This window comes from Natronobeatus ordinarius (assembly GCF_024362485.1).
Classification (GTDB): domain Archaea; phylum Halobacteriota; class Halobacteria; order Halobacteriales; family Natrialbaceae; genus Natronobeatus; species Natronobeatus ordinarius.
On sequence record NZ_CP101457.1, the window covers coordinates 26,945 to 53,264 of the forward strand.

Sequence of the window (26,320 nt, forward strand, 5' to 3'; positions counted from 1 at the left end):
ATCTGGCGGAGGGCCTGTTTCTTTTCCGCAAAGCCGAGCGTGGTGAGGTGTTCGAGAAATGCGTCGAACTGCTCGACGTCGCTGGGCACGTCAGTCGCAAGGTGCCGTGTCCATTCGATGGTCTACTGGAACGTGGGATCGGATTCGTTCTTGCCGTGGATGTACCACTACTGAGCCGTTTTAAGAGCGATGAGTAGGTTTGTCGGTGGCTGTTCACCGGCGATCCCAACCGCGATCGATTCAATCTCTTCGGGCACTTCGCTGGGATTGACCACCCCTGACTGTGTGTTTGCGATATCGGCTGGAATCTACCTGATCGAGACACCAGTCGCACGCTGTCACTGACTCACGGAAAATCACCACCTTGGAGAACTCGATTTAGAGCCTTCGCCTCTCTGGGGGGGCGCAAAAAACCACTCGTCACGGAACAGTGGCAGGTGTGGGGTGCCACTCTGCAAACCATGCTTGATACGTTCGATAAGGGGTACTGATGCAATTACTGTGCGTGTGATTGTAGGGGATCAAGTTGAGGGCTTCGTACTTAAATGAAGTGTTGGATATTTTACCCAAACCGATAGACTGCGGCCGATTTTGGAAAATAGGGAACCCTATGGGGTATGCGGGAGTAATTTGTCATATGGCTGGCGACCGGACGCACTCGACACCACCCACCGAGATTGCTCGCCACCAGTTAGCGCTGTTCGAGTCAATATCGGAAGATGACAGAGAGCGAATCATCCCCTTCAGCACTCTGGAGACCCAGCACTACTGCGAGCAGAAAGCACAGTTTGAGCGTGCTGAAATCCCGGATGAGGAATCCCTCCCAGAGCGACTTATCCGTGCACAGGAACAACATAATGAACTGATCGAAACGACGGGGGCCACCGATGATGAGTACACACTCGCGGACGCCTGGGACGATATTCAGGCAGACGATGTCTCATTAATCTACTTCCCACTCGCTCATGAGATTGTGAACATGATTTTGGTGGGGCGGCCCACCTTTCTTCGGTTCGTAGACAGTCAACCGGTTCAACTGACGCTCGTTCGTGGCGTAACCAAAGACCGATATCTTGACCAGCTCTTCCCGAATGAGCGATTCCTCTTATGGTGTCACGGAAACCTACTGGATCGAATCGGATTCGATGTCTCAGACCTCTCTATCCGCTATCTCAAATATCCGCAGTCCAAATTCAACGCCGTCGAGGTGAGCAGAGCACAACTCCTGCTCGCAGCCGAAGACGGCGACGATATTGCCGTCAAACTCAACGAGAAGTCAACACTTCACCCGAACATCCGCCAACATACGCTTGCTTACGAACAGGACACACAGCGGGGTAAGCAACTCCGAGCGTATGCTGCCTTCTGGCGCGACGGCAGCGACCCGTCCGGTGCCAATCACTGGAAGAAGTGTGCCAGCTGCCGCTTTCGCTCCGAGTGTGACCTCGCGCTGGCCCAAGGAGAAGAACGCGGGTGACTACTCATGAACAAGCCTATCATCGAACTTGATGCGGAGCCGAACCCAGAACTGCCGCGGATGAGAACCTCATTGAACAGTCGAACCAGGGGCGAATCATGATCGGGTTGACGGTCTTTCCGGAGGTGACGATGCAGCGTTGTGGAGGGAACCAGCTCCAAGATATTGTCTGCTACTTCGATTCCGATGTGGTCTTCACCCCCCACCGAATCCACGAGCCGTTCCTAAGGGCTGAACTCGGGGACTCTGTACGGGTGATGACCCAACCGCTCAACTCCGGCAAACCGCTCGAAATAGCAAGAACAAATGACACCCAGTTGGTCTGGATTTCTACCCCCGGAGATCTCGAGACCGTCATTCAAAATACGGACCCGAAGAAAGGGTGCTCAGAGATATTCCTTCTCTCGGATCAGCTCGCTGTTTCCGTCGACCTCATCGATTTAGAGGCGCGACTTGACGGCCTTACAGAGTACCGGGCGGTGCTCGCTGAGCATGATGCCGTAGGCGAATTCACACACCTCACGATTGAAGCAAATCCGGAATATCGTGCGGAGTGGCAGAGCGTTGATGTCCAGGGAGTTATGCCTGGAGCGAATAAACAGCAAGGAACCATCCATGCCGGTGTCGCACACTTCGAACTCCAACCCAACGGCGTTGTCGGCGGGAAAACCAGAAAGCTGGAGCAATTCGGGCTGCAAGCCGTCGACCAGATCGGTGAATCACGGGTAGAGACGCTCTACCAGGCAGGCATTCACTCACGGCGAGACCTCTCGACATCGTCGGTCCACGATATCTCGAAACTCTCCGGGTTGGGCCAAGCAACTGCCCGGACGGCCATCGAATCCGCACAGGTGATCGAGCAAGGCGAGGTGCGGAAGGCACCGGGCGCAAGCCTGCCAAAGAGCGACCCGATTTTTATTGATATCGAAACCGATGGACTCAATCCCACAATTGTCTGGCTCATCGGTGTCTACCTTCCAGCCCAGAACGACCGATACATGCCGTTCATCGAGACGGATCCATCAAAACCCATTCGTCTTTAGCTAAGACTGCTGGTTATACTCCGTGGCAGAATTATGCTTAATGGTATTAGTCGAACGAATCTAGCGGCTGAACCGCTGATGCGGCTGAGAGTCAACAGTACAGATAATGCAGAGACTGCTTTTTCGCCCCGCAGCGGTCGTATACTGACGAAACCCACCTCCAAAACGGTGTTATTCGGTATTACTCTGAGTATTAGCTAAAGACGGATGCATCAAAACCAGAGGTGGCGCTTGAAGCATTTCTGTCGTGGCTCGCTGAATTCGGGCAAGATCAGCCTATTGTGGCCTACAACGGCTGGAACTTTGATTTCCCCGTGATCAACGAACATATCGCGGACCATTGCCCCAGATACCTCGACTTCTGGGAAAGTACGTACCGGTTCGATCTCTACGACTGGGCGGTTAGAGAGAACAACGCGACACTACCTGGGTTGACGAATAAACTGGAAGATGTCGCGGAGGCGCTCGGCTGGGAACCACTCGATACTGGTCTGACTGGTGCTGAAGTCGCCCGATTGTTCCAACGCTATGCTGCAAACCCCTGCCCTGCCACCGAGTTAGATTGGGAGCGACACAAACGATACTGCGAAGACGATGTCCGAGCGTTAGCGCACATTTATCACAAAATCAATGATTCGACCAACCGAATGACCTCAAACAGTAGCGGAACTCGTTCGTCGAATAGGAACTCCACGTCCCAAGGAACCCTTAGCGATTTCTAATTCATGAGCCAAAACCCAACTCCGTCGCTTGACGCAGTCCTGAATATCGAAACACTCGAAGAGACCTTCCCCAACTACAAGGGGCAACTCGTCGACACAATAGCTGACCCACCACGAGCAGCAAACACAGTCCCAGCTACAGACGTGTTACCGGATGGGCTTGCAGACCACCTTGAAAATGACCTCTACAGCCATCAGGCCGAGGCGATTCGAGAGCTGCAAGCGGGCAACAATGCGACCGTCGCGACCTCCACCGCTTCGGGGAAAACCTGGATCTACACGATCTATTTCTGTCTCCTGAAGATTCAAAATCCGGACGCTCGCGCCCTTTTCCTGTATCCGACGAAAGCACTGAGCGCGGATCAAGAACGAGCAGTCAACGACCTGTTCAACCAGCTTGATATCGACGCTATCGCTGAAACCTACGATGGCGATACGAAGCAGGATCGGAAGAAACTCATCAGAGACCGCGTCGATGTTGTTATTTCGAACTTCGCAGGCATCAACCAGTATCTCGACTCCCACATGAAGTGGCGTGACGTCTTCCAGAACTGTGAACTCATGGCTATCGACGAGTGTCACACCTATACCGGAGTTCACGGGATGCACGTTGCATGGGTTATCCGTCGGCTCCGACGTCTGCTCGATCACTACGGTTCTGATCCGCAGCTGGTTTGTTCAACTGCTACGATCGGTAACCCTCGGGAACACTCCGAGCATCTGACCGGGGCCGATTTCCAAGTTATCGACGAGGATGGTAGTCCTCACGGCCGTCGAGAGATCGGTTTCTGGCAGCCTCCGATCCAGGAGACGGACGAGTTAGTCAGCGAGTTAGATGAGGACGAGATTCTCCCCTCAATGCGAGAGAACGCAGATGATGAAGCTGCAGGTGCTTTGGTGCACTTGGCAAAAAATGATGTCCAGACGCTGATGTTCACCGACTCGCGCCAAGGCACGGAGATTGGCGTCAAGCGCGCCATCGAAGCCGCCCGGGACCATCCAGATGGGAAATATATCGACGTCGCACCGTACCACGCTGGGCTCAGCAAACAGAAGCGACGCGCCGTTGAGAATCAGTTGAACGGTGGTCAGATTGACGGGGTAATCTCGACCAGTGCGCTGGAACTGGGGATCGATATCGGGTCAATGGATGCGACAGTACTCGCTGGCTATCCCGGCACCCGGCAATCATTCTGGCAGCGTATCGGCCGTGCAGGCCGGGGTACAACCGACTCACTGTCCGTGTTTGTTCCCCAATCAGACGCCATCGACCAGTATATTCTAAACAATCCCGACTACGTGCTTGAAGAGAACGTGGAGGATGCCGTCATCGATCTCTCGAATAACCCGGTGTACGCTAAGCACATCCTCTGTGCCGCATCTGAACGCCCCCTCACTGAAGCGGACACCGAGTGGTTCGGCCCACGGGATCGGCTTGCACGAGCGATCGACATGTGGCAGGCTGCCGGGCAGATGGTTGGAGACTTGGACCGGGGCGCCCAGTACAACGGGACCGCCCGCCCACAGAGTGGAATTTCGCTGTACGCGACCACTGACGAGCAATACGATGTGAGGCAGGTGGACGGAGAGATCGACATGGAGCCCCTCGACAAAGAGCGTGTGTACCGAGAGTATCATCCCGGCGCGTTGGTGCTGTATGACGGGGACCAGTACGAAGTTCAGGAAGTCGTCGAGGATCGCATCAACCCGTACGTCACCGTCGAACGCTCGAATTCCACGAACTATACCCAGGCGATCCATGACAAACAGATCACCGACTTGGAGGTTGAGCGATCATATGATCTAGACGGCGGCTATCAACTCTGTGCCGGCATGGGAACGGTGCATATCAATTACACTGCCTACAACGTCATCGACATGCACACTGGTGAAGTCGTCGAACCGCTGATTCCCATTGATCTTGATCCGATTTCCCTCCGCACGCAGCTCATGTGGATCGCATTCCCCCAGGAGATCGTTACTCGGGTGCTGTGCGAGATTCCGCGAAGCTCCTATCTTCAACCGGATGAGGGCGCAGAGTTCGCATCGATGGGTGAAGAAGAATACACTGTAGTTGGTGGGCTCCACGGTGGCGAGCATGGTATGATCAAGATGGCACCGCTGGAACTCCGGTTAGACAACAGCGACATGGGGGGACTGTCCACGCTTCGTCATCACGAAGTCGGAGCTCCGGTGTGGTTCATTCATGATGCGATCGAGGGCGGTGTCGGGTTCGCACACAGTGTCTACGAACACTTCCAAGCGGTCGCCCTGCGGACTGTTGAGCGAATTGATGGCTGTGATTGTGGGCGTGACGTTGGCTGTCCCGCATGCTTGATGAGCAGCCAGTGTGGGAATCAGAACGAGCCGCTTCATCGGCCAGCAGCGCTCAGCCTTCTCCGTGCTGCGCTTGAACAAGTTGAGGATGCAACTACCAACTAAATACGCGTACGCCGTGGTCTTTGTGAATTGTCACGATACCGGCGTTGATGAGGCGCATGTTTGGGGGATCGAGACGCTGTTCCGGTGTAAGACTACCCGATTCGATAGATGAACCATATCGGTTTGCCGTCAGCCCCGCGGCTGTTGAGAAGGGGTTTAGATGTACTTGTATATTGTCGATAGGGTTGTAGACCATGGAATCGAGACGGGCTGAGCAAACCAGCAAAACTTCTTAACCAACAATCGTAGGTTCTCGCTTCTCGTTGTTGGTTAACACACGAGGACGTATATTCCCCTACCCTCCAGCAGTGGAACGTCCGATGAGATCGCCAAATGCCCCGATTCCAATATATTGTTCAATATGCCATCAGAGTCTTCGAGTCGAAGAAGAGATCCGTCCTGCTGACAGCAAGATGGATGACTAGAAAAACTAATTAAAGGAATGCTGTCGACGGGGAGTTCGGCGCTATGGAGAGCGATCGTTACTCGAGACGCTGTCGTCTCATTGGTTTCTTTCATTTATTCACCTATGGGGGTACGTTCGATTCCCTCGCGCCCCCTTGGGGGTCGAAAAACCATTCCCAGCTGTTACCCTCTGGCGTTACTGGTCGGTTTTACTCTCAAGAACAGCAACGATATCAGATAGATCGAAGAGACGAAGATCGTCACGCTCGTCTGCAGCTTCCTCGACCGAGCGTTTGAACCCGGAGCGGCTGAATAAGGCGAATTCATACGTCGGCTTACCACCTCCGGTGGGTGTCCAGTCGATGTGCTCCACGTCGTCTTCGAGATCCGAAAGCACGTCATAGCCGAGGGGAGCGTTGGTAAATTTCGCTTCGCCAACGATCAGCGTTGACTCGTCAGTTGGTGCGACGACATCTACCTCCTGGCCCTTGTACCACCACTGGCTTGGCACCTGTGTGAGCTGGTAGTCTGCATAGAGCGCCGGCACCGCTTGGTGACAGAGCGATTCGAACGTTTCGCTGACGAAGTCGGGCAGTTCCGGTTCGATAAGGTCCTCGTAGGCGTTCTCGCCGTAGAGTTCGTATTGCCCCCCGCGGCCGTAGAGATACCGAAAGTAAAACCGGAATACGGGATCCCGGATCTGGTATCGCGTCCGCTTGCTGCGTGCCGGGTCGGCGAGTGCTGGATGGTGTTTCTCGATGATCTGGAGCGTTTCCAGCCGGTCGAAGTAGTACGACGTGTTGGTACTCTCGATGCCGGCTCCCTGGGCGATCTCGTTTCGACTGCGGTTCCCGCTGGCCATCGATTCCAGGACGGAGAAATACGTGTTCACCTCGTTGAGCTCCATCTGGAGGACGGTTTCGGGCTCGTCGTGGAGTGGGCCATCCGGGTCGCACAACAGCCGCGTGATGTTCTCTCCGAGGCTCTGTGATGGATCGAGAGGGCTGAGATATCGGGGTGTGCCGCCGAAGACGCCATAGACGAACACCCGTTCTTCGGGATCGTACGTCGGCACGAACTCTTGGATGGAACGAAACGGCAGCTGGGTGAGTTCGAGGCGGCCATTCGGTGTCTGGGATACCCGGCCGTAGAGTGGCGCACCGCCATCGAGGACGTGGGTATGAATCATGCCGATTGCAGAGCCTGTGAGTACGAGCGTCGCCTGACTCTCGTCGACGGCTGTATCCCACAGGTGTTGAATGACCGATGGAAGCCCCTCGTTCGATTCAATGAGGTACGGGAATTCGTCAATGACGATGATGGCGTCTCTGTCGGTGAGGTACGTTAAGAGCGGTTCCCATTCTTCTTTGACAGCCGTGATGTCTGGATAGGTCGTCGCTGCTGCCTCGACGAATCGCCTGAGCTGTGTCGTCGCTGTTCCTTGGACTGCCTGATAGTACACGGCATCGTCGCGGTCGGCAATCGATTGACGGACGAGTTCGCTCTTGCCGATCTGGCGGCGCCCATAGATAATCGCGAGTTCTGCAGCGTCACTCTCATACAGGGCCTGCAACCGATCGAGTTCATCGATACGATTGACGAACTGGTCCATACTCCCAGTCATGGTGGGAGAGACATACGTGTTCCGAAGTTAGGAAACAGACTATAATAGTCTGGACTATAATATTCGAAACTCTAATCCAGTGGGCCAATTATTCGAGCTACCACCCACAAAGGCTCCGATAGGCATTTCCGAATGTCTCATCAGTCCTCTTGTGAGCGGATTTCGTTGGCCTGCTGTTCAAGCCGGCGGAGGATCTGGACACGCTGCTGATTCGCGTTCTCGTAGGCGACGCACGCTCGCAGCGTCTCCATGTCGTGAATCGTTACGATACCGGCGTTGATGAGCCGCGTGTTTGGTGGCTCGAGACGCTGTTTTGGCGTAAGACCGCCCGGTTCTACAGATTGATCTGATGGATCACTCACTGATGTTCGCCTCCGCGCTTTTGAGGCGAGAAAAACGGCTCTAGGTTAACCTGCTTCCGTGACCGGCTATCAGCTGCACGTCACGCACTCAGACCCCACCGAACATCGTCTTCGACTGCCTGCAGTTCGCGTTCTGCACGCTTGACGCAGTCACGTCCAACGAGTTCGATCGCTGGTTCTCGATCGATTTCGTCATTCACGTACCGCGAGAGCACCCGTTCGGTGAGATCCGTGGCCATGTCTCCGCCATTGCTCTACGATGAATTAAACATCCCTGGATACTCTGATGGCAGCCCAGGTTAGTTTGGGCGGTAGTTCGCGTCAGTGTCGACGTCGTCGTACATCCGTCCGAGCATGTCGAGCGCCGACTCGAAGGTTGCGTAGTACTCGTTTGCGAACGCAACGGTTTCCTGGAGCGGGATGACGGGCCGTCCGTCGACCATTTCGGCATCGATCTGTGGCCGCGGCTCCAGAACGACCTGGATGGCGCCATCGAAGTCTTCAGCCGGTTGGCGCTCCTCCGCAGTCGGGATTCCGAATCGGTCGAAGAACGCCGCCCAGGCGTCAAGGTCAGACTCGTGGACGGCGATGAAAAGTGGATAGTCCTCCGGGTCGCGAGCGACCTGGTAGCCACCCCGAGTCCAGACGTAGACGGCATCGATGCCAGTGTAAGCATACTCCATTCCCGCAAACTGCGAGAGGACGTACGCTTCCGAAATCGACGGTGGCGAGATGTCTGCTGCCGCCGTCAGGAACTCGAGACCGACGTCTCGGATTGTCTGATCGACGAGATGGAGTCCATCGTCGTACGCGACGTATCCCGCCTCCTCGAGCCGATTCACGACGCGACGAATCGTCTCTCGGTTCTCGTCGATCTTCCGCGCGACACCGGAGATGGAATCATCTGAGTCGAGTGCGAGGATGACCTTGAGTTCCTTCTCACCGCACACTTCGTACATTCTATGGCTACACAATTCTGTGCAATAGTCAAAAGAAATACTATTCGTGTGGGTCGGCTGGCTGGATCTGGCGAGTGTCCTCAGCGAGGCTGATTCCAACGAAGTAGCTGATTATCGGTTGAATCATCACAATTTATCATCTGGCGGTGCGAGGCGTTAGCCGGCGAACTGCTGTGTCAGAAAACAGGTAGAACCTTCAGTCGTGGTTGGTGTCTTCGTTCACACGCCGATTTTCGACTGCCGCGAGCCCAGACGGTCAACGGTGAGAAAAATTGGCTGATAGCTTAGCTACGCCGGTAGCGGTGATACTTTTCGCGCCTCACGCATAAATGCGAGAGAGGATCGTGATAGTTCCATCCACACTCGATAAATGCGCCGCCCGGTCGGACGAGTTCTGCGAGTTTTTGTCGATCAGGGCCGCGTTGACGGTCGTGTATCTCGTCGTATGGTCGTCGGCTTGTGTCTGGTCGAACGGCGGGTCAAAGACGATGCTATCGAACGGTCTGACTCGAACCCCTCGTCAATCGCCGTCACGTCATAATGAACGGTAGACTCTCGTTCGAGGTTGATATCGTTTTGACGACTCCGCTATCGTGTGAGAGGTGCGTCTTCCCAGCGCAGGCGTTCAGCACGCGCCTCTCGATATTCTCTTTAACGGCTTTGCTGAACCCTTCTTCTTCAGACATCATCCGTCTTTAGCTAATACTCAGAGTAATACCGAATAACACCGTTTTGGAGGTGGGTTTCGTCAGTATACGACCGCTGCGGGGCGAAAAAGCAGTCTCTGCATTATCTGTACTGTTGACTCTCAGCCGCATCAGCGGTTCAGCCGCTAGATTCGTTCGACTAATACCATTAAGCATAATTCTGCCACGGAGTATAACCAGCAGTCTTAGCTAAAGACGAATGCTTCAGACATATTCTCCTCTGAAACAGCCGTTCGATGAGAGCTGCGGATTGATCAAATCGGGGTTTGAGCTTCCCGAAGACATATGAGGACTCATCTCAAATATTTGATTATGAATCGACGGAAGTTCCTTGCTGTCGGTGGTCTTGGTCTTGGGACAGGAGGGTATCTCGCATGGAACAGATTTCAATCTCCGTCAATACCCGATGGTATGACCGTAGAGACGTTATATCTCGAACGAAATGTCTTCGACCCACGTGATGTCTTTGCCCTGAGGGAAGAGTCTTATACACTTATTGCAGACGAAGAAACTGCAGCCAGCGAATTTGACGATGTTGAACAAGTATCTGCTTTTAGTGACGATACTGATTTCGACGAATCCTATATTCTTGTTGTTCAAAACGGAATGCGATCTGAAGACGATCTCGAATTAGATGGGATTGAACGCACTGAAGACGGACTTCAGGTTGCTGTTTCTATAGATCAACCACTTATCCCCGACCATGATGATCTCATTACACATTCGCTTCTTATTCGGATTACTGATGAGAAAACCGTACCCGATTCAATAGATGTCAGTATAGCCGGCTATTGATGATCGGATTACTCTATCAGTAGATAGTAGCGCGATTTCTTTATTCAGAATCGGCCCTGAAACTGAATCAGGGCAGTTCGGTCATTACACGTGCAGAAGTACCTTTTTCCGCCTCGGGATTCCTCGCTACGCTCGGAACCGCTCGGCGCAAAAATCTACGCTAAAAAGGCCGCTCGCTCCCGATGGTCGCTCGCGGGTGCTGCACCTTTGGCTCAACCGCAGCGGTAACGCCTTGCCCTATACTGAACGCGAGTTTCACGCACTACTCTGAATAAAGAAACCGTATTACCAACTACTGCTATCAAATTTCAATACCTTCTGTTAGTCTCTGTGTTATGTAGGTCACCTGTAGTGAACGTGACAAGTCAATGTCTTTCATTTACTGAGGGTTCAACAACAGCGTTCATCGATGATATTGATAGCCACTTACCAGTCGGTATCCTTTTAAGTACTGTTTGAATACTATTTCTTCAATACGTGTCGGGTTCGGGAACAGAAGACTTCGGGTCAAACCGAATTAGGATCGATTTCTCCGAAACAGTCTATATTGGCGGCCCTATCGACGTTTCTCTACAGGGACGCCTTCCGTTCGTATCCGAACCAGACATCACGCTTGTCGCCGCGATGCTCGGATACTCAGGCGAGATCCCCGACGACCGCGCCGAGTGGCACCACAACTACACACCTATCGAGTGTTGGATGTCGGCACACATCCTCCGTGAAGTCAACGGGTGGACGATCAAGCAGACTGCGAAGCGAATCCGAGCGGAGCGCGACATGCCACAGACGCTCGGGTTCTTCGAAGAAGAGCCAAAACCCGGTGCCCGTGGCGACCCACCGAGTTACACACAGCTGCGGGACACGTGGGAAGAGACATTCACAGATCGACACCGTGGCGCGGTCAAAGTCATCGCCGAGCGCCTCGTCGAGTACTGCCGCGAGAACGGCTTCCCGGCACCAGAGGACGTATTCCTCCCAGAAGAAGAGGTTGAGGTCGAGGAGCCGACCGAAGACCACCCCACCGTTCGGGAGTTAACGATCGAAAAGACTGCGGACGTGTGGGAGCACGCCCGTCCAATGGTACTGAAACACTGGTACCTGAAGCGCTACCACAACTGGCAGATACCGGAAGCGAGGTTTTTCGACGGTCACGCAGCTCTCGCTACGGCTGGCGACGACGTTTTCCCCGAGTCTGGGCTCGGGAATATGTTGGCGAAGTCCGGACACGACCAAATCCACTACCCCAGCACACACCGACGCGAGCTCAAGAAGTTCACCATCGAAGAGATACGCGAGTTGCATCAGGAGGTCACGCGCGATCTCATCGCAGAAGCCCGCCGCAAAGGCGAACTCGTCGGGAAAATGAAGGTGGCGATCGACCAAACCAAAGGCCACCCGTGGACAGGCGAGGTCGTGCGGAACGCCGACGGGAGCAACGCTGAAGACTGGGTACTCGGGTACAAGAACGACAACGACACGCGCACACAGCACTACTTTCAGTGGGCGACCGTCCAAGTCGTCGGCCTCGATGTCCCGCTGATCCTCGACGCTATCCCGGTGAAGCGCGGCATGACGAAAGGCGAGATTGTGGACGAACTGATGGCGACCGCGAACGGCCTGCTCCACGACCCGGAGATTGTGATGATGGACGCCGGGTTCGACTCGGAAGCAGCGAAGAACTCGGCAGAGAAACACTCCACGTACTACCTCAACAAGAAGAGCCGCGGAGCGGACGACAAGAAGCGGATGCGCAAGATGTGGGAGAACCGCGAGACAGTGCGCATCATCGAAGAGGAAGACCGTCCCGGAATGCCGACGCGGAAGACAGTCTACGTTCCGCACGTGCTCGCTGACGAAGAGGACGAAGGTGACAGCGGCGGCCCGTCCGAGCTTCGTCAGGGGCTTCTCTCCGACTTCCAAGAAGCTGGCGGGGACGAACTCCCCGACCAGTCGCCGTTCGACTCGCTGGTTGACGACATCCGAGAAGAGGAAGGGGAGAAAGGGCTCAGCGAAGACGACATCGACGGCGCTGAGCAGTACGTCGTCTTTGAGACGAATCATCCGTTGGCGAACAAACGTGGCGGTCGGAACCGAGAGACAATCCCGGAGGAAGAGCAGATACACGCTGCTGCCCGAATAATTCGTAACTACGGCGACCGGTGGGGTATCGAGAACGGCTACAAGAAGGTCGGCCACTTCCTGCCCCGTTCGGGCAGTAAAGACCCGGTGCTACGGTTCTTCGGGTTCATGTTTGCGTGTACGCTGTGCAACTGCTGGCGGCTCGTCGATCTCCTCGTGAAGCTGTCCGTCGAGGACGATCCCGACTACACGCCGTTGGTGACGGCGAGTCGGTTTCTCGCTGTGGCGGAGGGAATGTTCGGTCTCGGGTCGAAGCCACCGCCAGACTAACGTAACGCCTTCCTTCGGTTTGCTGAATCGTGAGCGGCGGCGCTGTCCGGTGTTAGTCTAAACCGGCTTTTTTCTATATTCATATGGTAAGTTACGGTATCTGATAGAACAGCGAGCGGCTATTTTCCCGTCTGAATCTCGAAACCAACCGGGAACCAACCGATATCTACCCTACTTCGTTGGAATCAGGTCGTTGGTGGAAAAGGTCAGACCGACCCCCTATCGATGATCCGTCCTGAAAAGAGACCCTTAGCAAAGTCTGTGTAGCCGCAAGTTGCAGTAGTCTGTATGCCCAACTGCCCGAATTGCGGAGACCAAGCCAAAGACATTCATCACTACTGCGGGTCATGTGGTCAGGCGCTTTCAGATATTGCAGAGTCAGAAAACGATCCTCCGATGGCAGTCGATCGTGAAGGCTTCCTCTCGTTGCGCTCACTCTCGTACGTCAACAACCTATTGAACGGAGAGCAAGAGCTGGACAGAGACTCGGTATCGTACACCCAATTATCACGAGAAGTGAGTGCTGCCTTCGCAGATTTAGCCCGTCTGGCGATGGTGAAGGAGTTAGATCTGCTCCAACTCTGGGCGGCTGGTTCCAGCTCTACGGCCTTGGACACGCCAGTTGAAGACATGAGTAGCAACCAGTTCCGCGACTGGCTGGCCGCTATTGGCCTTTCTCGGACTCTACGGATGTACGACGAATCTCTCCACACGGAGTTCGAGGACGACTTCAACGAGCGACTCCAGAAGCTCCTCGAGATTGCCGGGGAGGAACTCGATAGTTAGGGGTGTGCCCAGCGAGAATCCTCGCCTATGCACGCACTTGTATCGAGGGGTAACGTACGGCGAACGTCCTGAATCAAACACTCTAACGCCGTACGTACATGCTCCACCCTCGAAGGGGTGATCAGTTTCTAACCAGTCGATCAATCGAGACGATTAACTCGTCACCACCCCATAATCAGATAGATGGCTGGTGCTGATCATGATGACTGCTGCCGGGGTGCTCACGCAGCTTCCCAACAGGGCGAGTTCACTCAAGCAACCGTCTGGGATGCGTGCCGAGATGGGATTCAAGAGGCAATCGAGACACAGCTCGACGACGAGCAGGCACCACCAGTAATCATCGACGGCCTCCCCACGATCGGAAAAACGCGACACGCAAAAGAGATCGCGTTCGACCTAGATGTCTCGGCCGCAATCCTCACGCATCGGTATGAGACGCGGGACCAACACCTCGGCCTCGCTGCCGAGCATCAGAAAACGGTAGTTGAAGTTCCAACGCTCGACCGGGACTGTCCAACCCGCCGAGGGGAGTACGGGTCCGATTGGGCCGAGCGAATCAACGACTATCGGTTGCGGGGAGCCTCACCGACGTATCTTCACTACTATCTGCAGGATGTGCTGCCCTGTATGCAAGACGGTGACTGTCCATACCTCGCACGCTGGGACGCGGTCGAGGCGGCAGACGTCATCGTCGGCGGGCCAGCCCACGCCGCCCTTGATCGCGTCGTAGACGACCGCGTCGTCATCTTCGACGAAGACCCAGGAACCGCCTATCGAACGGAATTTGACGCGAATCAACTCTCAACAGCGATTTCAACCTTTCTCAGCAAGAACGACGACTTGCCGATAGACAACCACTTCGGGTTGATTGGGGCTGCAACAAATGAGGGGATGGAGGCGATACGAGATGCGATTCGTGACGAACTCTCAGATGACACCTCTATTGCCCGTCCAACTGAGGCAGTCGACGATGATGACGGCCATGCCGAGGCCCCGACTGCAGTGCTCGCTATGCTCGAACTCGGCGGACCGATTATTGGCGATACCGCACCGACGGAGTATGACTGGGACGATCAGCTTCGGGAAGAAGCAGGACTGGATTATGTCGAGCTTCCAGACGGGTCACAGGTTGTCTACGATCACGCCGAATCACGGGTCGTCATCCGACGACCGCCGACTCTTGATGCTGCCCGCGCAGTAGTTGGACTCGACGGAACGCCAGTCGAAGAACTCTGGCGCGGACGGCTCGGCGTCGACGAGATAGTGAGTTGGCGGATCCTCTGCGATGACTGTCGGGCCCGGTATCTCCGTGACGTCATCGGCTACGAGTTCGTACAAACGACCTCGCACGTCAAGCCATACAGCAGTGGTGAATACGTCAATCGACTGGGCGACTTCGGGGTGATCGAGGCGGTCGCAAATCGTCACGATACAACACCAGGCGTCATCACGACCAAGAGTGCAGCTGAGCGTCTCTTCGAAGAGCCACCCAGTGAGCCATTTATCGACATCGAACGAGTGACTGACCAAATTGCGGACGTCAAACACTACGGCGCGCTCCGGAGTAGCAACGACTTCACAGGGACGGAGGTGGGGGTCGTACTCGGTTCACCCCACCCGGGAGACCGTCCGCTTCAGATTACGGCCGCACTGGAAGGTTACACGGCGGTGAGAGGTGACGAGGGGAAGGGAACAGACCTCGACTACGGGATTCCTGAACGGCCGTTCCTCCGGCACTATCGCGAACACAAGATTGCCCAAGCTGTCCTCCGGTTCGGCCGAACGACGGCTGCGACGGTCTACATCCACACAGGGGTACTCCCTGAGTGGTTATCCGAGATGGTCACGGTCGGGCCAGAGGCTGTCACGATCGAAGAGCGCTCCGAGGGGCAACGTGGTGTGATTCGCGCGCTCCTGGACGAGGGCCCGGGGACAGCCGCCGAGATCGCAAATCGAGAGGGAGTCTCTATCGGCGAGAAGCAAACCCGGGACTGGCTGAAGCGACTCCGGTCGGAAGGGTATGTCTCCCGTGATGACTCCCAGCCATACACGTGGGGTGCCAACGGCCTAGCTGACGCTCCGCATACCGCCCACGTGCGGCTGCCTGAACTCGGGTAGTGACGAAAGTATTATCACCCCCACGAATACGCTATCTTGATTTTCCGTGAAATCACAAGCAGCTCGCGACGGCCCGCCTCGCATCGGTTTCACACCGTCCAAATCCCCATCTCTAACGCTGAATCAGACCCTTCCTACGTCTGGACTGAGCTGACTTCCCTTCGCTAAACTGAGCCACTACGTATAGAGTTCTATACGTCCGACCTCAGATTTCCTGACCTTCCCTCTCTTTTCTATCAGAACTGGTCCTCACACGGCTCACTGTGACCTGTCCCTTTCTGAACGATGCCTGAACTCCCACCGTTGGATCGAGACATGCGTCTCCATCGGTGAATTTCCCTGGGTGATTGGGCCATTGCGAGGCGGGCCGGCGCGGGGGCGCGCCTCACCGAAGGTGGAGCGCGCCCGTCGCGAGGTTGCGACGGGGCGCGGCCACCGACTATGAGCTCGAAACGCGACATCCGATCGACGGACACGACCAATGCACAGACGAACGAGCCGACGCCCCGGTTCGAACAACCACTCAGTGACGACCAGATCTGGACGATGCTCCAGACGGCTGCGAACAGCGCCCGGATCATGCCGATCGTGAAGGGTGACTGGGAGTCGTCGACGCGCTCGTACGAGACGCGTGAGAACGCAGCCCGCGCCCTGATCTTCGACCTGAGCTTCTACGCCGACTATCGGTTCAGCCAGGTTCGCCGGTTGTTCCAGCAGACCGCAATGCGGGACGTCCTCACCAAGACGGAGATCGACGACATTGTCGAGGAGGCCTACATCCAGCAGAACGGACGGAGCTATCCAACGTTCGCATAATGGTGAGGTAGGCCAGTTACGAAGTGCTTCTCACGGGGCAGAGCCCGCGGAGATTCCCAGAAGTCCGGGACTGAAGCAGGAGATCCGCTGACACCGAGAAGGTCACACACAGAAGACGCAAAACGTGGCGGTACTTAAACAGGCTCGCGAATAGGACCTTGCCGTCCATCCCAGACAGGATATCGAGTACGCCGTCGTCGACGAGAAATCCTCACGGGACCACGTCGCCCTCGCCCCGTAGAGATCGAGACCTACGACGCCTCGTACTACGAGACGCAGCTGGTCCGAGCTGTTGAGAGCATACTGTCTCCCTTTGACTGGAATTAGAACGACATCCAACGCGAGTTCTAACTAGGTAGCGAGGCGGATTCCCCGCCCTTCCGAAAACCGCAGGTTTTCGGCTTTCGCAAATCTTCGATTTGCGTCAACACCGTGGGCGGGGTTGAAGCCGACACTCGCCGCCGCCAACCACGAACTATTAATTACCTACACTATCTATTGAAATCTGTGGCGGACGACTACCTGAGACGCACCGCAATCACCCGTCCCATCCTCACCGCCGAGCAACAGGACTTGCTCGATACCACCATTAACGAGTGGAAAACTGCCTGTAACATCAGCAGCCGCATCGGATGGGAACACGGTGAGACGCGGAAAAACTACCTCCAAGACCTCGCCTACGACACGGTACTGGAGGAAACACGTCTCGGGAGCCAACACGCGATTCTTGCCACCCATCAGGCCGCAGCCGCGCTCGATGGTGTCGAAGCAATCGAAGACCTTGACGAACACTACAAAACGTCTCGACCAGAGTTTACCAGTAACACGGTGAAATATGACACTCGAACGATGACGCTGTTCGATGATGGGTCTGTTTCGCTCTCCACCGTCGATGGCCGGATTCAGTGTGACCTGAACCTCCCCGACGAAGAAGACGGATATCAACACGAATACCTCAACGATGATGACTGGGAAGTAACAGAGTCTACGCTGTCAAAGCGTGATGGCGAATACTATCTCCACTTCGGGTTTCGGAAAAACAAGCCCGAGAAACAGGTCGAGATACAGGATGACAACGAGGACAGGACAGTTCTCGGCGTTGATCTCGGCATCGTCAATATTGCCACCACCAGTACAGCGTACTTCGCATCGGGGAGAGAACTCAGGCACCGGCACCGGGAGTTCGAACGGATTCGCGGCAATCTTCAGCAGACCGGGACACAATCCGCTCATCGGACAATTCAGCAGATGAGCGGGAGGGAGTCACGGTATCTCCGTGACCAACTCCATCAAGTCGCCAACCGGCTTCTCGAAGAAGCACGGACACACGACTGCGAGTACATCGCGTTCGAGAATCTAAAACACATTCGAGAACGTGCGCCGCCCGTCAAAGAGTTTCATCAGTGGGCCCACCGGCAACTTGTTGACCTCGTGGAGTACAAGGCCGAAGCCGAAGGGATTAGCGTCGAGTTTGTCAGTCCGAGGAATACGAGTCGGCGGTGTCCCGAGTGTGGACACACCAGCAAGGGGAACCGAGTACGACAAGCGGAATTCGAGTGTGAGTCGTGCGGGGCAACTCAGAATGCGGATTATGTTGGCGCGAAGAACGTTGGATGGCGATACGTCCGTCGCGGGCTACAGTCCTCGCGGCGGGCGGGCGACAGTCAACTCGCCCTGAAGTCAGGAACGGTGACGCCGAATCAGGGATTTGTCCCGTCCGACTAACCATGGTCGGCAGAGGCCGAGTTCACTGACAAGCCCCGTGCCACCGTGCGCGGGGCAGTTGACTGGAACACGTGTAGTTGATATCAAGGACTGGGCCTAACGAACCCCCTCCCCCCTTTTTCGAGTTGTAAACTCGTGACGACGGGGAGGGGGTGAACAGAAAGAGGCGGTGCAAAACATCCGATTGTGGCAGATACACGCGATAGAAGACCTGAACATCCATTTCTCTAAGTTACAACTAGAAATGCGAAAGTTTATGCTGCACGTTATCTAACCATATCCGCAATGGGGACAAAAGAAATAAATCTTCTAGCCCAGCTAGAAGATTGGAGTCTTTGGGTATAAAGAATCTCCTCATCTCGCACATGGTCCCAATCCCGAGAACTATCATGTTTCATCGCCTCTACGTCCTATTTTGTGAACTCCATTCTCACTCCATGGGGTCTAGAGTGGTCTGCACCCGGCGACTTACAACTCGAAAAAGGGGGGAGGGGGTAGAATGTTCGAGTACACCACACGAACTTCACCAACCATCATGTTTGTTAACCGGTATTACTCTCATTTGTGAACTGCTCGTACGAGCGTTACCCTTTCGCGACAATTCTGGTGCTTACTACTCGAAAACGGGGGGTGTGGGATACACCGTTTCACCCTAAGCATCATTCGCAAAATTCAGCCGATATAGATCTGCTTCTATACTCAGTGCGACTCACTGTTACTTACAACTCGAAAATGGGGCGGGTGGGAGAATCGAACCAGGTGTGATGACGCTCCTCGAAGTCTTACAACTCGAAAACGGGGGGTCTGGGTCATCGAGGGAGTTCGACGATAGAGATTCCTGGCGATCCCTTACAACTCGACAACGGAGGGTGTTAGATGCCGAAGACGGTATCTGGCTGGTTTCTGGAATACACGGCTGTAGTTGTTAGATAGCCTGTTTTCACCCGGTTACAACTCCACAAGGGTCCACATTTTTATACCCAGAGTTCGAGGGGGTTCATAATGGGACGAAAGGGACGTAGAGCAGGTTCGAATCATCCAGAAGGTGAAAAGGATCGCAAATCCTCCTCTGCTGCTCCTGATAATCCCGAGTCGATGGGTGAGGAGATAGATACGTCACAGTCGACGTTTGAGGATGGCTCGGAACTCGCCGATTCTTCTCAAGAGGCAACAAACGGTGGTGGCATCTCAATCCGGGATCGACTACAAACTGAGTCGTCTGGGGGGGTCTTCGCGAACAAAGACCTCGTTCGGTCAGATACCATCATCGACGAGGATCGTATCGTCGGTCGTGATGACCAACTGGGCCGTGTCGTCGACAATCTGAAACCCGTGCTCCAGAACGAAGGCATCCCAGATATGCTTCTGAGTGGTCCCTCTGGAACTGGGAAGTCGCTCATCATTCATGCAGTCTGCAAACAGATCGTCGAACTGTGTGAATCCCAAGGCAAGACCTTCGGGGTCATTTCAATCAACTGCGAGGGGCCGAAGACTGCAGATCGGGCTGTCTATCGGTTAGTTAAAGCTGCTGCCGACGACCTCGGCGTTGATCCTGGTGTTCCCCAAACCGGAGTCTCAACAGATCAGAAGCTGGAGCGACTGTACGAACTGATGCGCGAGTACTATGACGGTGTCATCTTCATTCTCGATGAAATCGATATGCTCGAGGGACCGTATCAGGAAGCAGAGTACAATTCTCTCATCTACCAGCTTTCACGGGCTCGAAAACTCGCCGATTTTGATGGGCCGATCTCACTCACGACTATCACGAATTACGCCGATTTCATGAAGGACCTCAACAGCCGCGCACAGAGTTCTTACAACCCTGACGATATCTTCTTCGACGATTACGATGCGAACCAACTCCGTAGTATTCTCCACAACCGACGAGACGCCTTCAAGCCAGACTCACTCACAGATGACGTCGTTCCGCTTGTTGCTGCGTTCGGATCCCAAACGCATGGAGATGCACGGAAAGCAATTGATCTCCTCAGATGGGCTGGCGAATTAGCCGAGCGGCGTGGAGCTGACACTGTTACCGAGACTGATGTCCGTGAAGCCCAGGAGAAATACACCGAAAATCGCAAACTACGCCATATCAGCGGGATATCCACTCAAAAGAAACTCTCCATCTACGCTGTGGCGGCTACTGCCCACTATGCAAGAGAACATCCTGAGTGGATACCTGCTGGACCTACGTTCAAGACGTACCAATTCATTGCTGATACGATGGATTCGGATCAGTACAGTCGCGAGACGTTCGTAAATCACGTCACAGAGCAGAGTACGTACGGGGTATTGGACTCCGAGCGTCGAGGCAAGGGGCGAGGCAGAGGAGTGCATATGTATTTCTCCCTCTCCGAGGACCCGGAAACGATTATGGAGACGATTCGTGAGGATTCCCGGTTCGAAGATCTAGCTCACGAAGAGGCGACTATCAGCGCGGTTGTCCGCGAACGGCTGAAGCAGTTCCGGAGCAAGAACTAATCTCGCTCAGATTCTCCCCGCACTTACTACTCGAAAACGGGGGGTGTTCGCGGCCCGGGTGATGCTTACAGCTCGAAAATGGGGGGTGTCATTTGTCGGGGTGTCTTGTTACTACTCGAAAACGGGGGGTGGGTGACCTTAGAGATACGACGTTGTATAGCATGTTGATGTGCTGTCTCCTCTCCCTCTCCGATTTACAGCTCGAAAATGGGGGGTGGATCTCACGATTTTTTAATCGTCGTCGGTCTCCTCGATGAGGACGTCGTGGAGAAACCTCCTACCGTTCGGGGACTTCTGGGGTTAAGAGCTTCTCAATCACGGCACCCCTGGTGGTAGACCATTCACACTGAGGGGTGTCGGTAAACCGATCCCATTCACACTCTGGGGGGTGTCGTCTGCTGAGGGTTCAATGGTGCTGAAACAAACCTTCGGCTCTGGTTCAATCTCGTCTACTCGTCGGGACTGACGGGGCCTTTATATTGAGATCGGATTTTTTCTCCGTCTCGCCACTGCCAGTAGTAGTAGCGATTGTCGTTGATTTCCTTTATCGTGATCGTCGCCTTTGCAGGGACGTCGTCTGGAAGGTCTTCGGGGCGGTCATCGACGTCGTCCTTGTCCGATTCCTCCTCAAGACGGGTCTTCCGTTCTATGTGTTCGGCTAGCTCCTCAGCGTAGCGGGCTACCTCCTGGAGCTGTTCCGGCGGAGACTCGTTGAGAGTCTCGACTAATTCGGTCGGGAGGCCTGCAGGCGGGGTCGGTGGCTCGTAGGACATCGGCAGTTTCCTCGTGTTAACCAACATGAACCAGCGATCCATAGCTTTGTTGGTTAAGACCCTCTTGATTGATCTCTTCCGTATTTTGTAACACTACTCGAAACTTCCTTATATACAAGTTTCGTACTATGTTACACCGTGCTTCGGCGAATCGAACTTGAGGTCCTCGCCACCGTCGAACGGGGCGACACGATCTCTGACCTCGCGACGAAACTCGACCACAGCGAGAGTTATCTCTCCCGTGCCGTTGCGGACCTCAGGGAGAAGGGGCTGGTGTACACGGAACGCGACGGGCGTCGAAAGCGGGTTGTTCCCTCTGACAGCCGAGCCGTCGAAGTCTACCAGGATCTCGTCCGCCAGCACTCCCACATTGATTTCCCCGAGCTGTTGACCGGTAAGTCCCTCGAGGTGCTGAACTATCTCGATCAGCCGCGAACCGTCGCCGAAATTGCCGACCTGAGCGACAACTACCGCAATACGATCAATCGAATTCTCAAGCGGTTCCGCGATCGTGGCCTCGTCGGCACGGACGACGGCCGCTACGATTTCAACGCCGACTTCGATCGACTCAACGAGTTCGCACGCGAACTGGTTCACCACCTCCATCGACAACGCCTCGAAGCGGTCGCGCCAAATGGGACGATTCTCTGGGAGGACCACGAAGAATTTCTCGCTCAGACTGAGACGGAGATCGACGTTGAGAACTTCCACGAAACTGGGCTCGCCGTGTTCGCGGCCTTCGATCTCCTGTTCCTACTGACTCGCCACCGCTACTACCTTTACTCTGAGGATATGGAGGACCTTTCGCCGGCGGAGCTCTGCTGTCACACTTTGCTGATCGATAATGGCGCTCGCCACCGGTCGTACTGTCTTCTCCTGCTCAGCCGCATCGACGTCGACGAGCAAACGCTGCGGGACCGAGCGGCGAAGCACGGACTTGAAGACGAAATCGAGGACCTGTTCCAGTATCTCAAGACCCACGGTGATGTCGACGATGATCGCTTCCTCGAGTGGGACGAGTTCCAGAAGCTCGCGGCTGAGTACGAAATCGACCAGTGATCGAGTACTGATAACGAGCCGATTTCGAGGAGTTACGCGTCGTCCGGGCGAGGCACGTTCTTCCGTCCGAATCACCCAACATCAGCCCGCCACGACGGAATCGTTGGTTAAGAACGAACGTCCAGCTCAGCAGGGAGCCGGCCGTCTGGTCGCGGAACTCGTCCCTATTTGACCTCGTAGTCGACCCGGCGCATATGCTTGCAGCCACCCTCGGGAGTCCGTTGTTGCCAGTCTGGACAGGTACACGACTTGCCGATGATATCGACGTCGTAGCGGTTCCCGGACGCGGACGCTACCTCGTACCGGCCGCCTTTCGCGAGCAGCGAGACGTTCATCGGTTCGTCGACAGCGCGTCTGGTTCGTGGCTCGAGAGCATCCTGCTGTGCCGCCTGCTCAGCAACGACCATCCGATCGCGGATATCACCGGTCTGCCCACCGTCCGGAGCGACAGTACCGTCAGCGTGCTGAAAACACTCCTGCAGAAGCTTTTCGACCGGATGACCGTCCGGCCAGAGATAATGGACTTCACGCCGCTCACGATGGTCGTAGGACCCACAGGCGGCAGCATCCTCGTCCCAGACGCGCCACGCACCGAGGGCGGTCATTACGTCGATGATGACTCTGGGGACCGTTGTGCGGTCGTCTGGGTAGAACAGCCGAAATCGCGTACACTCCTCCCGTGGTGAGTCCGTATCCCACCACTCGACGTCGGAACCCCAGCTGTCGAACATCGATTTGTCCCGCCCATACCCGACCGTCACATCGTCGACCTGCGGGAATCGCTCGGCTACCGCCTCCGACTGACCTTCGAGTAGTCGGAGAACAGCATACCTGAGATACTCGTGTGTAGGGGACTCCGTGGATCGAGCGACCTGGTCGTGATTTTTAGCGATATGCTCCGCCTCTGCCAAAACAGCCGTGAGATACCGATTAGACATGGTTCTGTGGAGGGTGGAATGCGCCTCCGCCCCCTCGTGGGCGCTGAAAAACTTAACCAACAGTCTGCGGATTCGTTTATCTAATGTTGGTTAACGAGGCGAGAATTTAGTCCTCGAGGACCTCGATGATCTCTTGTGCCGTTCGACTAATTCGGACGAGACGCTCGCGAACGACCTCGGGATCGTCCGATTCCCACGTCGCAAGGTAGAACGCCGAGCCACTCGTATCGAGCCCGCAGTACCGGCCGACGACGTACGCGACGGCTTCGGCTTCGACCTCACGCTTCGAGCGCTCGGTATCGTCGTCGACGTCAAAGTGGAGTAAGGCGTGTGCGTACTCGTGAATCAGCGTCCGAGCGAGATCCGCATTGTTCTCGCGGTCGCGAGCCTCGACGAGGGGCTTGACGTCGATGAGACTCACCCGCTCACAGACACCTTTTGCCTCTCCATGCGACCATTCCTCCTCGGGGATAATTCGAACCGTCACCCCAAGGTCATCATCGGCGGCAGTCAACTGGGTGACGAGACCGTCGGCGTCGCCGGTCGCTTCTGTATCAAGTTCCGGAAGCGGCTCACCGTCGGTCTGGGAGATGTCGAACACCGGTGCGGGTCTGAAACCAACGAGCCCCTTCGACCACTCTTCAGGCGGTGTCTCGTCGTAGTCGCAGTCGCTGCTCTCGTGGTAGCTCGGTGAGTTCTCGCACTCTGGGCACTGTTTCGTGATGATTGGTGCCCAGATCCAGATCGCGCTTTCCCCCTCCTGAACGTGCCGGTCAAAGTCATCTTGCCATGTCCGATAACCCGCCACGCGGGTCGCCTCGGGACACTGGCGCTTGATCAGGAGCGTATTTTGGTAGGAATAGTCGTGGAAACGGCTCTGGACATCGAGCCACTCCTGAAACTCCGCGCTGGATTGCGCCTCGTCGACGCCGGCGACGAGGTCGTTGATCCACTGTTCGATGGTGCTGTTCATCTCGTCCGATCGCGTGTCGGTCTCGTCGAAGGAGATCGACGAGTCGCTGGTCGTAGCCATAATTTCACTGAATCGAGTTCACCGCGACCGCGTCAGTTTAGAACGCGCCGCACCCCTCTGGGGCGCACAAAAAACCTCCTCTGAGTGTCACCGGAGTTCGTGTGGTTCGTCCGCGAACCCGACTGTAACGAGGTACTCGAGATACTCGTCGAACTGCTCTACGTCGCTGGGCGTGTCTGTCGCGAGGTGACGTGCCCACTCGATGGCCCACTGGAATGCGGGGTCGGTGCCACCCTTTCCATGGATATACCACCAGCGGGCCGCTTTCAGCACGACGAGCGGATTCGTCGGTGGGTGCTCGCTTGCTAGTCCACAGGTGATCGACCGGATCTCCTCGGGAATGTCTGCTGGATCTACCTCGGACGTCTGGGTGTTCGGCAGGTCGATTGGAATCTGATCGATTGAGATGTCACTCGGATGCTGCTGTTGACTCATGTAGAATCACTCTCTTGTAGGCTCTCTTTCGAGCCCTCACCCCTTCCGGGGACGAAAAAACGACTCGCTGCTTAGGCTGGGGGGAAGTAGACGCTTTGCTCGCCGACTAGCTCTTCGAGTTGGTTCCAATGCCGATGCGTGAAGTAGCAGTCGTAGCTACAGTATCCACAGATATCTCCCGTATCGTACTCTGCTACGAAGGGGCCTCGTTCAGTCGTCCAAACGTTCACATCGCACTCAGTACACGCCGCACTCTCGATATCACTCGGTGACGGACCGCGATACTCGAACTCGACACCATCTTCCTTCGTTGTCGATTCGGGCCAAACACCTCGTGCCTGCCAGAACTCCCGGACCTTTGCGAGACTGCACCGGACGGTTTTTCGGATCGTCATGTGCTCGGCGTCGCGACCGCTGTCGTCCCACCCACTAGCCGTCCAGAACTCGCCAAACTGTGCGCCACGGTGAAGCCCATTCCAGTCGAGCCCCACGATATCTGCGGGCGGGTCACCCGTCAGCGTGGGACGGGTGAGCTGCTTGATCACGTCTAGTTGTTTCGGCGGACTCCCTCCGAGTATATGGACGCGACGACCACGCCAATCGCTCGGTTCTGAAAATACGTGAGCGAGCCGGTCGGCATATCCCCGAGAGTACCCGACGACGAGGTCATCAGGGATCGCGCGAATCGCGGCACGGCATTTCGGGACGATGACGAGATCCGTTTCTGGGTAGCTTCCTTGGATCTCGCGAGCAGCAGCGACGTATCGGTCCACCTCCTCTACTCCGTAGGCATCACCAATCACCCCGATCTGGGGCTCGTGTTCGAAAAAGCGCTCGACGTACCGCTCAAGGTCTGGACTTCGAAAATCGTTATCGAGCATCCCGACAGGCAATTCGAATGCGTTGAATTGCTGCTGCTGGTAGGTACAGTCCTCTCGAAATCCGGTGAGAAAACCGAGACGAAAGGCGTCAAATGCGAACGGAACTCGATGGAGGAACGCCACGTGGTCGGCCTGCCGAGCAGCTGCAATTTCGCTGGCTGCGCTGCTGGTCGTACTCGCTGTGAGTGCCATGATGAATCAACGCGGGAATTTGCCCCGCACCCCCTCTTGGGGGAGAACAACTGCTACCAGCGGCTAGCCGTTAACCAACACGGATTGCTGTCATACGATTTCTGTTGGTTAATTAGGACGGTACCCTGTAGG

Annotated in this window: 21 protein-coding genes and 2 pseudogenes; 13 read left to right on the forward strand and 10 right to left on the reverse strand. The window is 55.5% G+C overall.

Annotation, left to right across the window (positions count from 1 at the left end; genetic code table 11):
- Positions 1-5: 5 nt before the first annotated feature.
- A pseudogene (locus NMQ09_RS20530) lies at positions 6-308 on the reverse strand (DUF8013 domain-containing protein); the annotation flags it as partial.
- 329 nt (positions 309-637) lie between these two features.
- Between NMQ09_RS20530 and NMQ09_RS20535 the strand changes: the two are divergent.
- The 4 genes from NMQ09_RS20535 (at position 638) to NMQ09_RS20550 (ending at position 5,684) form a co-directional block, all read left to right on the forward strand.
- Complete coding sequence (locus tag NMQ09_RS20535) at positions 638-1,477, forward strand: hypothetical protein (protein ID WP_255194695.1); 840 nt, start codon at positions 638-640, stop codon at positions 1,475-1,477.
- Between the two features lie 98 nt (positions 1,478-1,575).
- Positions 1,576-2,520 (forward strand): helix-hairpin-helix domain-containing protein, encoded by a 945-nt coding sequence (locus NMQ09_RS20540; protein ID WP_255194696.1) that lies wholly within the window; start codon positions 1,576-1,578, stop codon positions 2,518-2,520.
- A gap of 224 nt (positions 2,521-2,744) precedes the next feature.
- The gene (locus tag NMQ09_RS20545) at positions 2,745-3,242 is read left to right on the forward strand and encodes a ribonuclease H-like domain-containing protein (RefSeq protein ID WP_255194697.1); all 498 of its coding nucleotides are present in this window, start codon (positions 2,745-2,747) and stop codon (positions 3,240-3,242) included.
- A 3-nt stretch (positions 3,243-3,245) separates the two neighbouring features.
- Positions 3,246-5,684 (forward strand): DEAD/DEAH box helicase, encoded by a 2,439-nt coding sequence (locus tag NMQ09_RS20550; protein WP_255194698.1) that lies wholly within the window; start codon positions 3,246-3,248, stop codon positions 5,682-5,684.
- A gap of 601 nt (positions 5,685-6,285) precedes the next feature.
- On the opposite strand, the gene NMQ09_RS20555 is transcribed toward NMQ09_RS20550, so the two are convergent.
- The 4 genes from NMQ09_RS20555 to NMQ09_RS20570 form a co-directional block, all read right to left on the reverse strand.
- Positions 6,286-7,701, reverse strand: a complete 1,416-nt coding sequence (locus NMQ09_RS20555; RefSeq protein ID WP_255194699.1) for an ATP-binding protein — start codon at positions 7,699-7,701, stop codon at positions 6,286-6,288.
- Between the two features lie 152 nt (positions 7,702-7,853).
- Positions 7,854-8,075 carry a DUF8129 domain-containing protein gene (locus NMQ09_RS20560; RefSeq protein WP_255194700.1) on the reverse strand — a complete coding sequence of 74 codons (222 nt, stop codon included), beginning with the start codon at positions 8,073-8,075 and terminating at the stop codon, positions 7,854-7,856.
- Between the two features lie 80 nt (positions 8,076-8,155).
- A complete protein-coding gene (locus NMQ09_RS20565) occupies positions 8,156-8,314 on the reverse strand; it encodes a hypothetical protein (protein ID WP_255194701.1) in 159 nt (52 codons plus the stop codon).
- Positions 8,315-8,374: 60 nt separating this feature from the next.
- A complete protein-coding gene (locus tag NMQ09_RS20570) occupies positions 8,375-9,034 on the reverse strand; it encodes an RNA polymerase subunit sigma-70 (protein ID WP_255194702.1) in 660 nt (219 codons plus the stop codon).
- A 1,118-nt stretch (positions 9,035-10,152) separates the two neighbouring features.
- Between NMQ09_RS20570 and NMQ09_RS20575 the strand changes: the two genes are divergently transcribed.
- The 8 genes and pseudogenes from NMQ09_RS20575 (at position 10,153) to NMQ09_RS20610 (ending at position 20,877) form a co-directional block, all read left to right on the forward strand.
- Positions 10,153-10,536 (forward strand): hypothetical protein, encoded by a 384-nt coding sequence (locus NMQ09_RS20575; protein WP_255194703.1) that lies wholly within the window; start codon positions 10,153-10,155, stop codon positions 10,534-10,536.
- 477 nt (positions 10,537-11,013) lie between these two features.
- Positions 11,014-12,945 carry a transposase gene (locus tag NMQ09_RS20580; RefSeq protein ID WP_255194704.1) on the forward strand — a complete coding sequence of 644 codons (1,932 nt, stop codon included), beginning with the start codon at positions 11,014-11,016 and terminating at the stop codon, positions 12,943-12,945.
- A 396-nt stretch (positions 12,946-13,341) separates the two neighbouring features.
- Positions 13,342-13,731: a hypothetical protein gene (locus tag NMQ09_RS20585; protein ID WP_007143118.1), complete on the forward strand. Its 390-nt coding sequence runs from the start codon at positions 13,342-13,344 to the stop codon at positions 13,729-13,731.
- A 183-nt stretch (positions 13,732-13,914) separates the two neighbouring features.
- On the forward strand, positions 13,915-15,849 hold the full coding sequence (locus NMQ09_RS20590; RefSeq protein WP_255194705.1) for a hypothetical protein: 1,935 nt from the start codon (positions 13,915-13,917) through the stop codon (positions 15,847-15,849).
- A 441-nt stretch (positions 15,850-16,290) separates the two neighbouring features.
- Positions 16,291-16,665, forward strand: a complete 375-nt coding sequence (locus tag NMQ09_RS20595; RefSeq protein ID WP_255194706.1) for a hypothetical protein — start codon at positions 16,291-16,293, stop codon at positions 16,663-16,665.
- A gap of 97 nt (positions 16,666-16,762) precedes the next feature.
- Positions 16,763-16,992 (forward strand): annotated as a pseudogene (locus NMQ09_RS20600) (type B DNA-directed DNA polymerase); the annotation flags it as partial.
- 180 nt (positions 16,993-17,172) lie between these two features.
- The gene (locus NMQ09_RS20605) at positions 17,173-18,390 is read left to right on the forward strand and encodes an RNA-guided endonuclease InsQ/TnpB family protein (protein WP_255194707.1); all 1,218 of its coding nucleotides are present in this window, start codon (positions 17,173-17,175) and stop codon (positions 18,388-18,390) included.
- Between the two features lie 1,095 nt (positions 18,391-19,485).
- Complete coding sequence (locus NMQ09_RS20610; protein ID WP_006065882.1) at positions 19,486-20,877, forward strand: Cdc6/Cdc18 family protein; 1,392 nt, start codon at positions 19,486-19,488, stop codon at positions 20,875-20,877.
- Between the two features lie 449 nt (positions 20,878-21,326).
- Here the strand turns inward: NMQ09_RS20610 and NMQ09_RS20615 are convergent, their stop codons facing one another.
- Positions 21,327-21,650 (reverse strand): DUF6788 family protein, encoded by a 324-nt coding sequence (locus NMQ09_RS20615; protein ID WP_255194708.1) that lies wholly within the window; start codon positions 21,648-21,650, stop codon positions 21,327-21,329.
- 138 nt (positions 21,651-21,788) lie between these two features.
- On the opposite strand from NMQ09_RS20615, the gene NMQ09_RS20620 reads away from it, so the two are divergent.
- The gene (locus NMQ09_RS20620; protein ID WP_255194709.1) at positions 21,789-22,709 is read left to right on the forward strand and encodes a MarR family transcriptional regulator; all 921 of its coding nucleotides are present in this window, start codon (positions 21,789-21,791) and stop codon (positions 22,707-22,709) included.
- 164 nt (positions 22,710-22,873) lie between these two features.
- On the opposite strand, the gene NMQ09_RS20625 is transcribed toward NMQ09_RS20620, so the two are convergent.
- From NMQ09_RS20625 to NMQ09_RS20640, 4 genes are all read right to left on the reverse strand, one after another.
- Positions 22,874-23,647 (reverse strand): hypothetical protein, encoded by a 774-nt coding sequence (locus NMQ09_RS20625; RefSeq protein ID WP_255194728.1) that lies wholly within the window; start codon positions 23,645-23,647, stop codon positions 22,874-22,876.
- Between the two features lie 106 nt (positions 23,648-23,753).
- Positions 23,754-24,680: an ImmA/IrrE family metallo-endopeptidase gene (locus NMQ09_RS20630; RefSeq protein WP_255194710.1), complete on the reverse strand. Its 927-nt coding sequence runs from the start codon at positions 24,678-24,680 to the stop codon at positions 23,754-23,756.
- Between the two features lie 87 nt (positions 24,681-24,767).
- Entirely contained in the window at positions 24,768-25,115 is a 348-nt protein-coding gene (locus NMQ09_RS20635; protein ID WP_255194711.1) for a DUF8013 domain-containing protein, read from the reverse strand.
- A 71-nt stretch (positions 25,116-25,186) separates the two neighbouring features.
- Complete coding sequence (locus tag NMQ09_RS20640; RefSeq protein WP_255194712.1) at positions 25,187-26,188, reverse strand: DUF6610 family protein; 1,002 nt, start codon at positions 26,186-26,188, stop codon at positions 25,187-25,189.
- Positions 26,189-26,320: the final 132 nt, after the last annotated feature.

Excerpts from the sequence above, each read along its gene's own strand:
- NMQ09_RS20535 (WP_255194695.1), top strand. The coding sequence starts at position 638 with ATGGCTGGCGACCGGACGCACTCGACACCACCCACCGAGATTGCTCGC.
- NMQ09_RS20540 (WP_255194696.1), top strand. The coding sequence starts at position 1,576 with ATGATCGGGTTGACGGTCTTTCCGGAGGTGACGATGCAGCGTTGTGGA.
- NMQ09_RS20550 (WP_255194698.1), top strand. The coding sequence starts at position 3,246 with ATGAGCCAAAACCCAACTCCGTCGCTTGACGCAGTCCTGAATATCGAA.
- NMQ09_RS20555 (WP_255194699.1), bottom strand. The coding sequence starts at position 7,701 with ATGGACCAGTTCGTCAATCGTATCGATGAACTCGATCGGTTGCAGGCC.
- NMQ09_RS20565 (WP_255194701.1), bottom strand. The coding sequence starts at position 8,314 with ATGGCCACGGATCTCACCGAACGGGTGCTCTCGCGGTACGTGAATGAC.
- NMQ09_RS20570 (WP_255194702.1), bottom strand. The coding sequence starts at position 9,034 with ATGTACGAAGTGTGCGGTGAGAAGGAACTCAAGGTCATCCTCGCACTC.
- NMQ09_RS20575 (WP_255194703.1), top strand. The coding sequence starts at position 10,153 with ATGACCGTAGAGACGTTATATCTCGAACGAAATGTCTTCGACCCACGT.
- NMQ09_RS20585 (WP_007143118.1), top strand. The coding sequence starts at position 13,342 with ATGGCAGTCGATCGTGAAGGCTTCCTCTCGTTGCGCTCACTCTCGTAC.
- NMQ09_RS20590 (WP_255194705.1), top strand. The coding sequence starts at position 13,915 with ATGGCTGGTGCTGATCATGATGACTGCTGCCGGGGTGCTCACGCAGCT.
- NMQ09_RS20595 (WP_255194706.1), top strand. The coding sequence starts at position 16,291 with ATGAGCTCGAAACGCGACATCCGATCGACGGACACGACCAATGCACAG.
- NMQ09_RS20610 (WP_006065882.1), top strand. The coding sequence starts at position 19,486 with ATGGGTGAGGAGATAGATACGTCACAGTCGACGTTTGAGGATGGCTCG.
- NMQ09_RS20615 (WP_255194708.1), bottom strand. The coding sequence starts at position 21,650 with ATGTCCTACGAGCCACCGACCCCGCCTGCAGGCCTCCCGACCGAATTA.
- NMQ09_RS20625 (WP_255194728.1), bottom strand. The coding sequence starts at position 23,647 with ATGTCTAATCGGTATCTCACGGCTGTTTTGGCAGAGGCGGAGCATATC.
- NMQ09_RS20630 (WP_255194710.1), bottom strand. The coding sequence starts at position 24,680 with ATGGCTACGACCAGCGACTCGTCGATCTCCTTCGACGAGACCGACACG.
- NMQ09_RS20635 (WP_255194711.1), bottom strand. The coding sequence starts at position 25,115 with ATGAGTCAACAGCAGCATCCGAGTGACATCTCAATCGATCAGATTCCA.
- NMQ09_RS20640 (WP_255194712.1), bottom strand. The coding sequence starts at position 26,188 with ATGGCACTCACAGCGAGTACGACCAGCAGCGCAGCCAGCGAAATTGCA.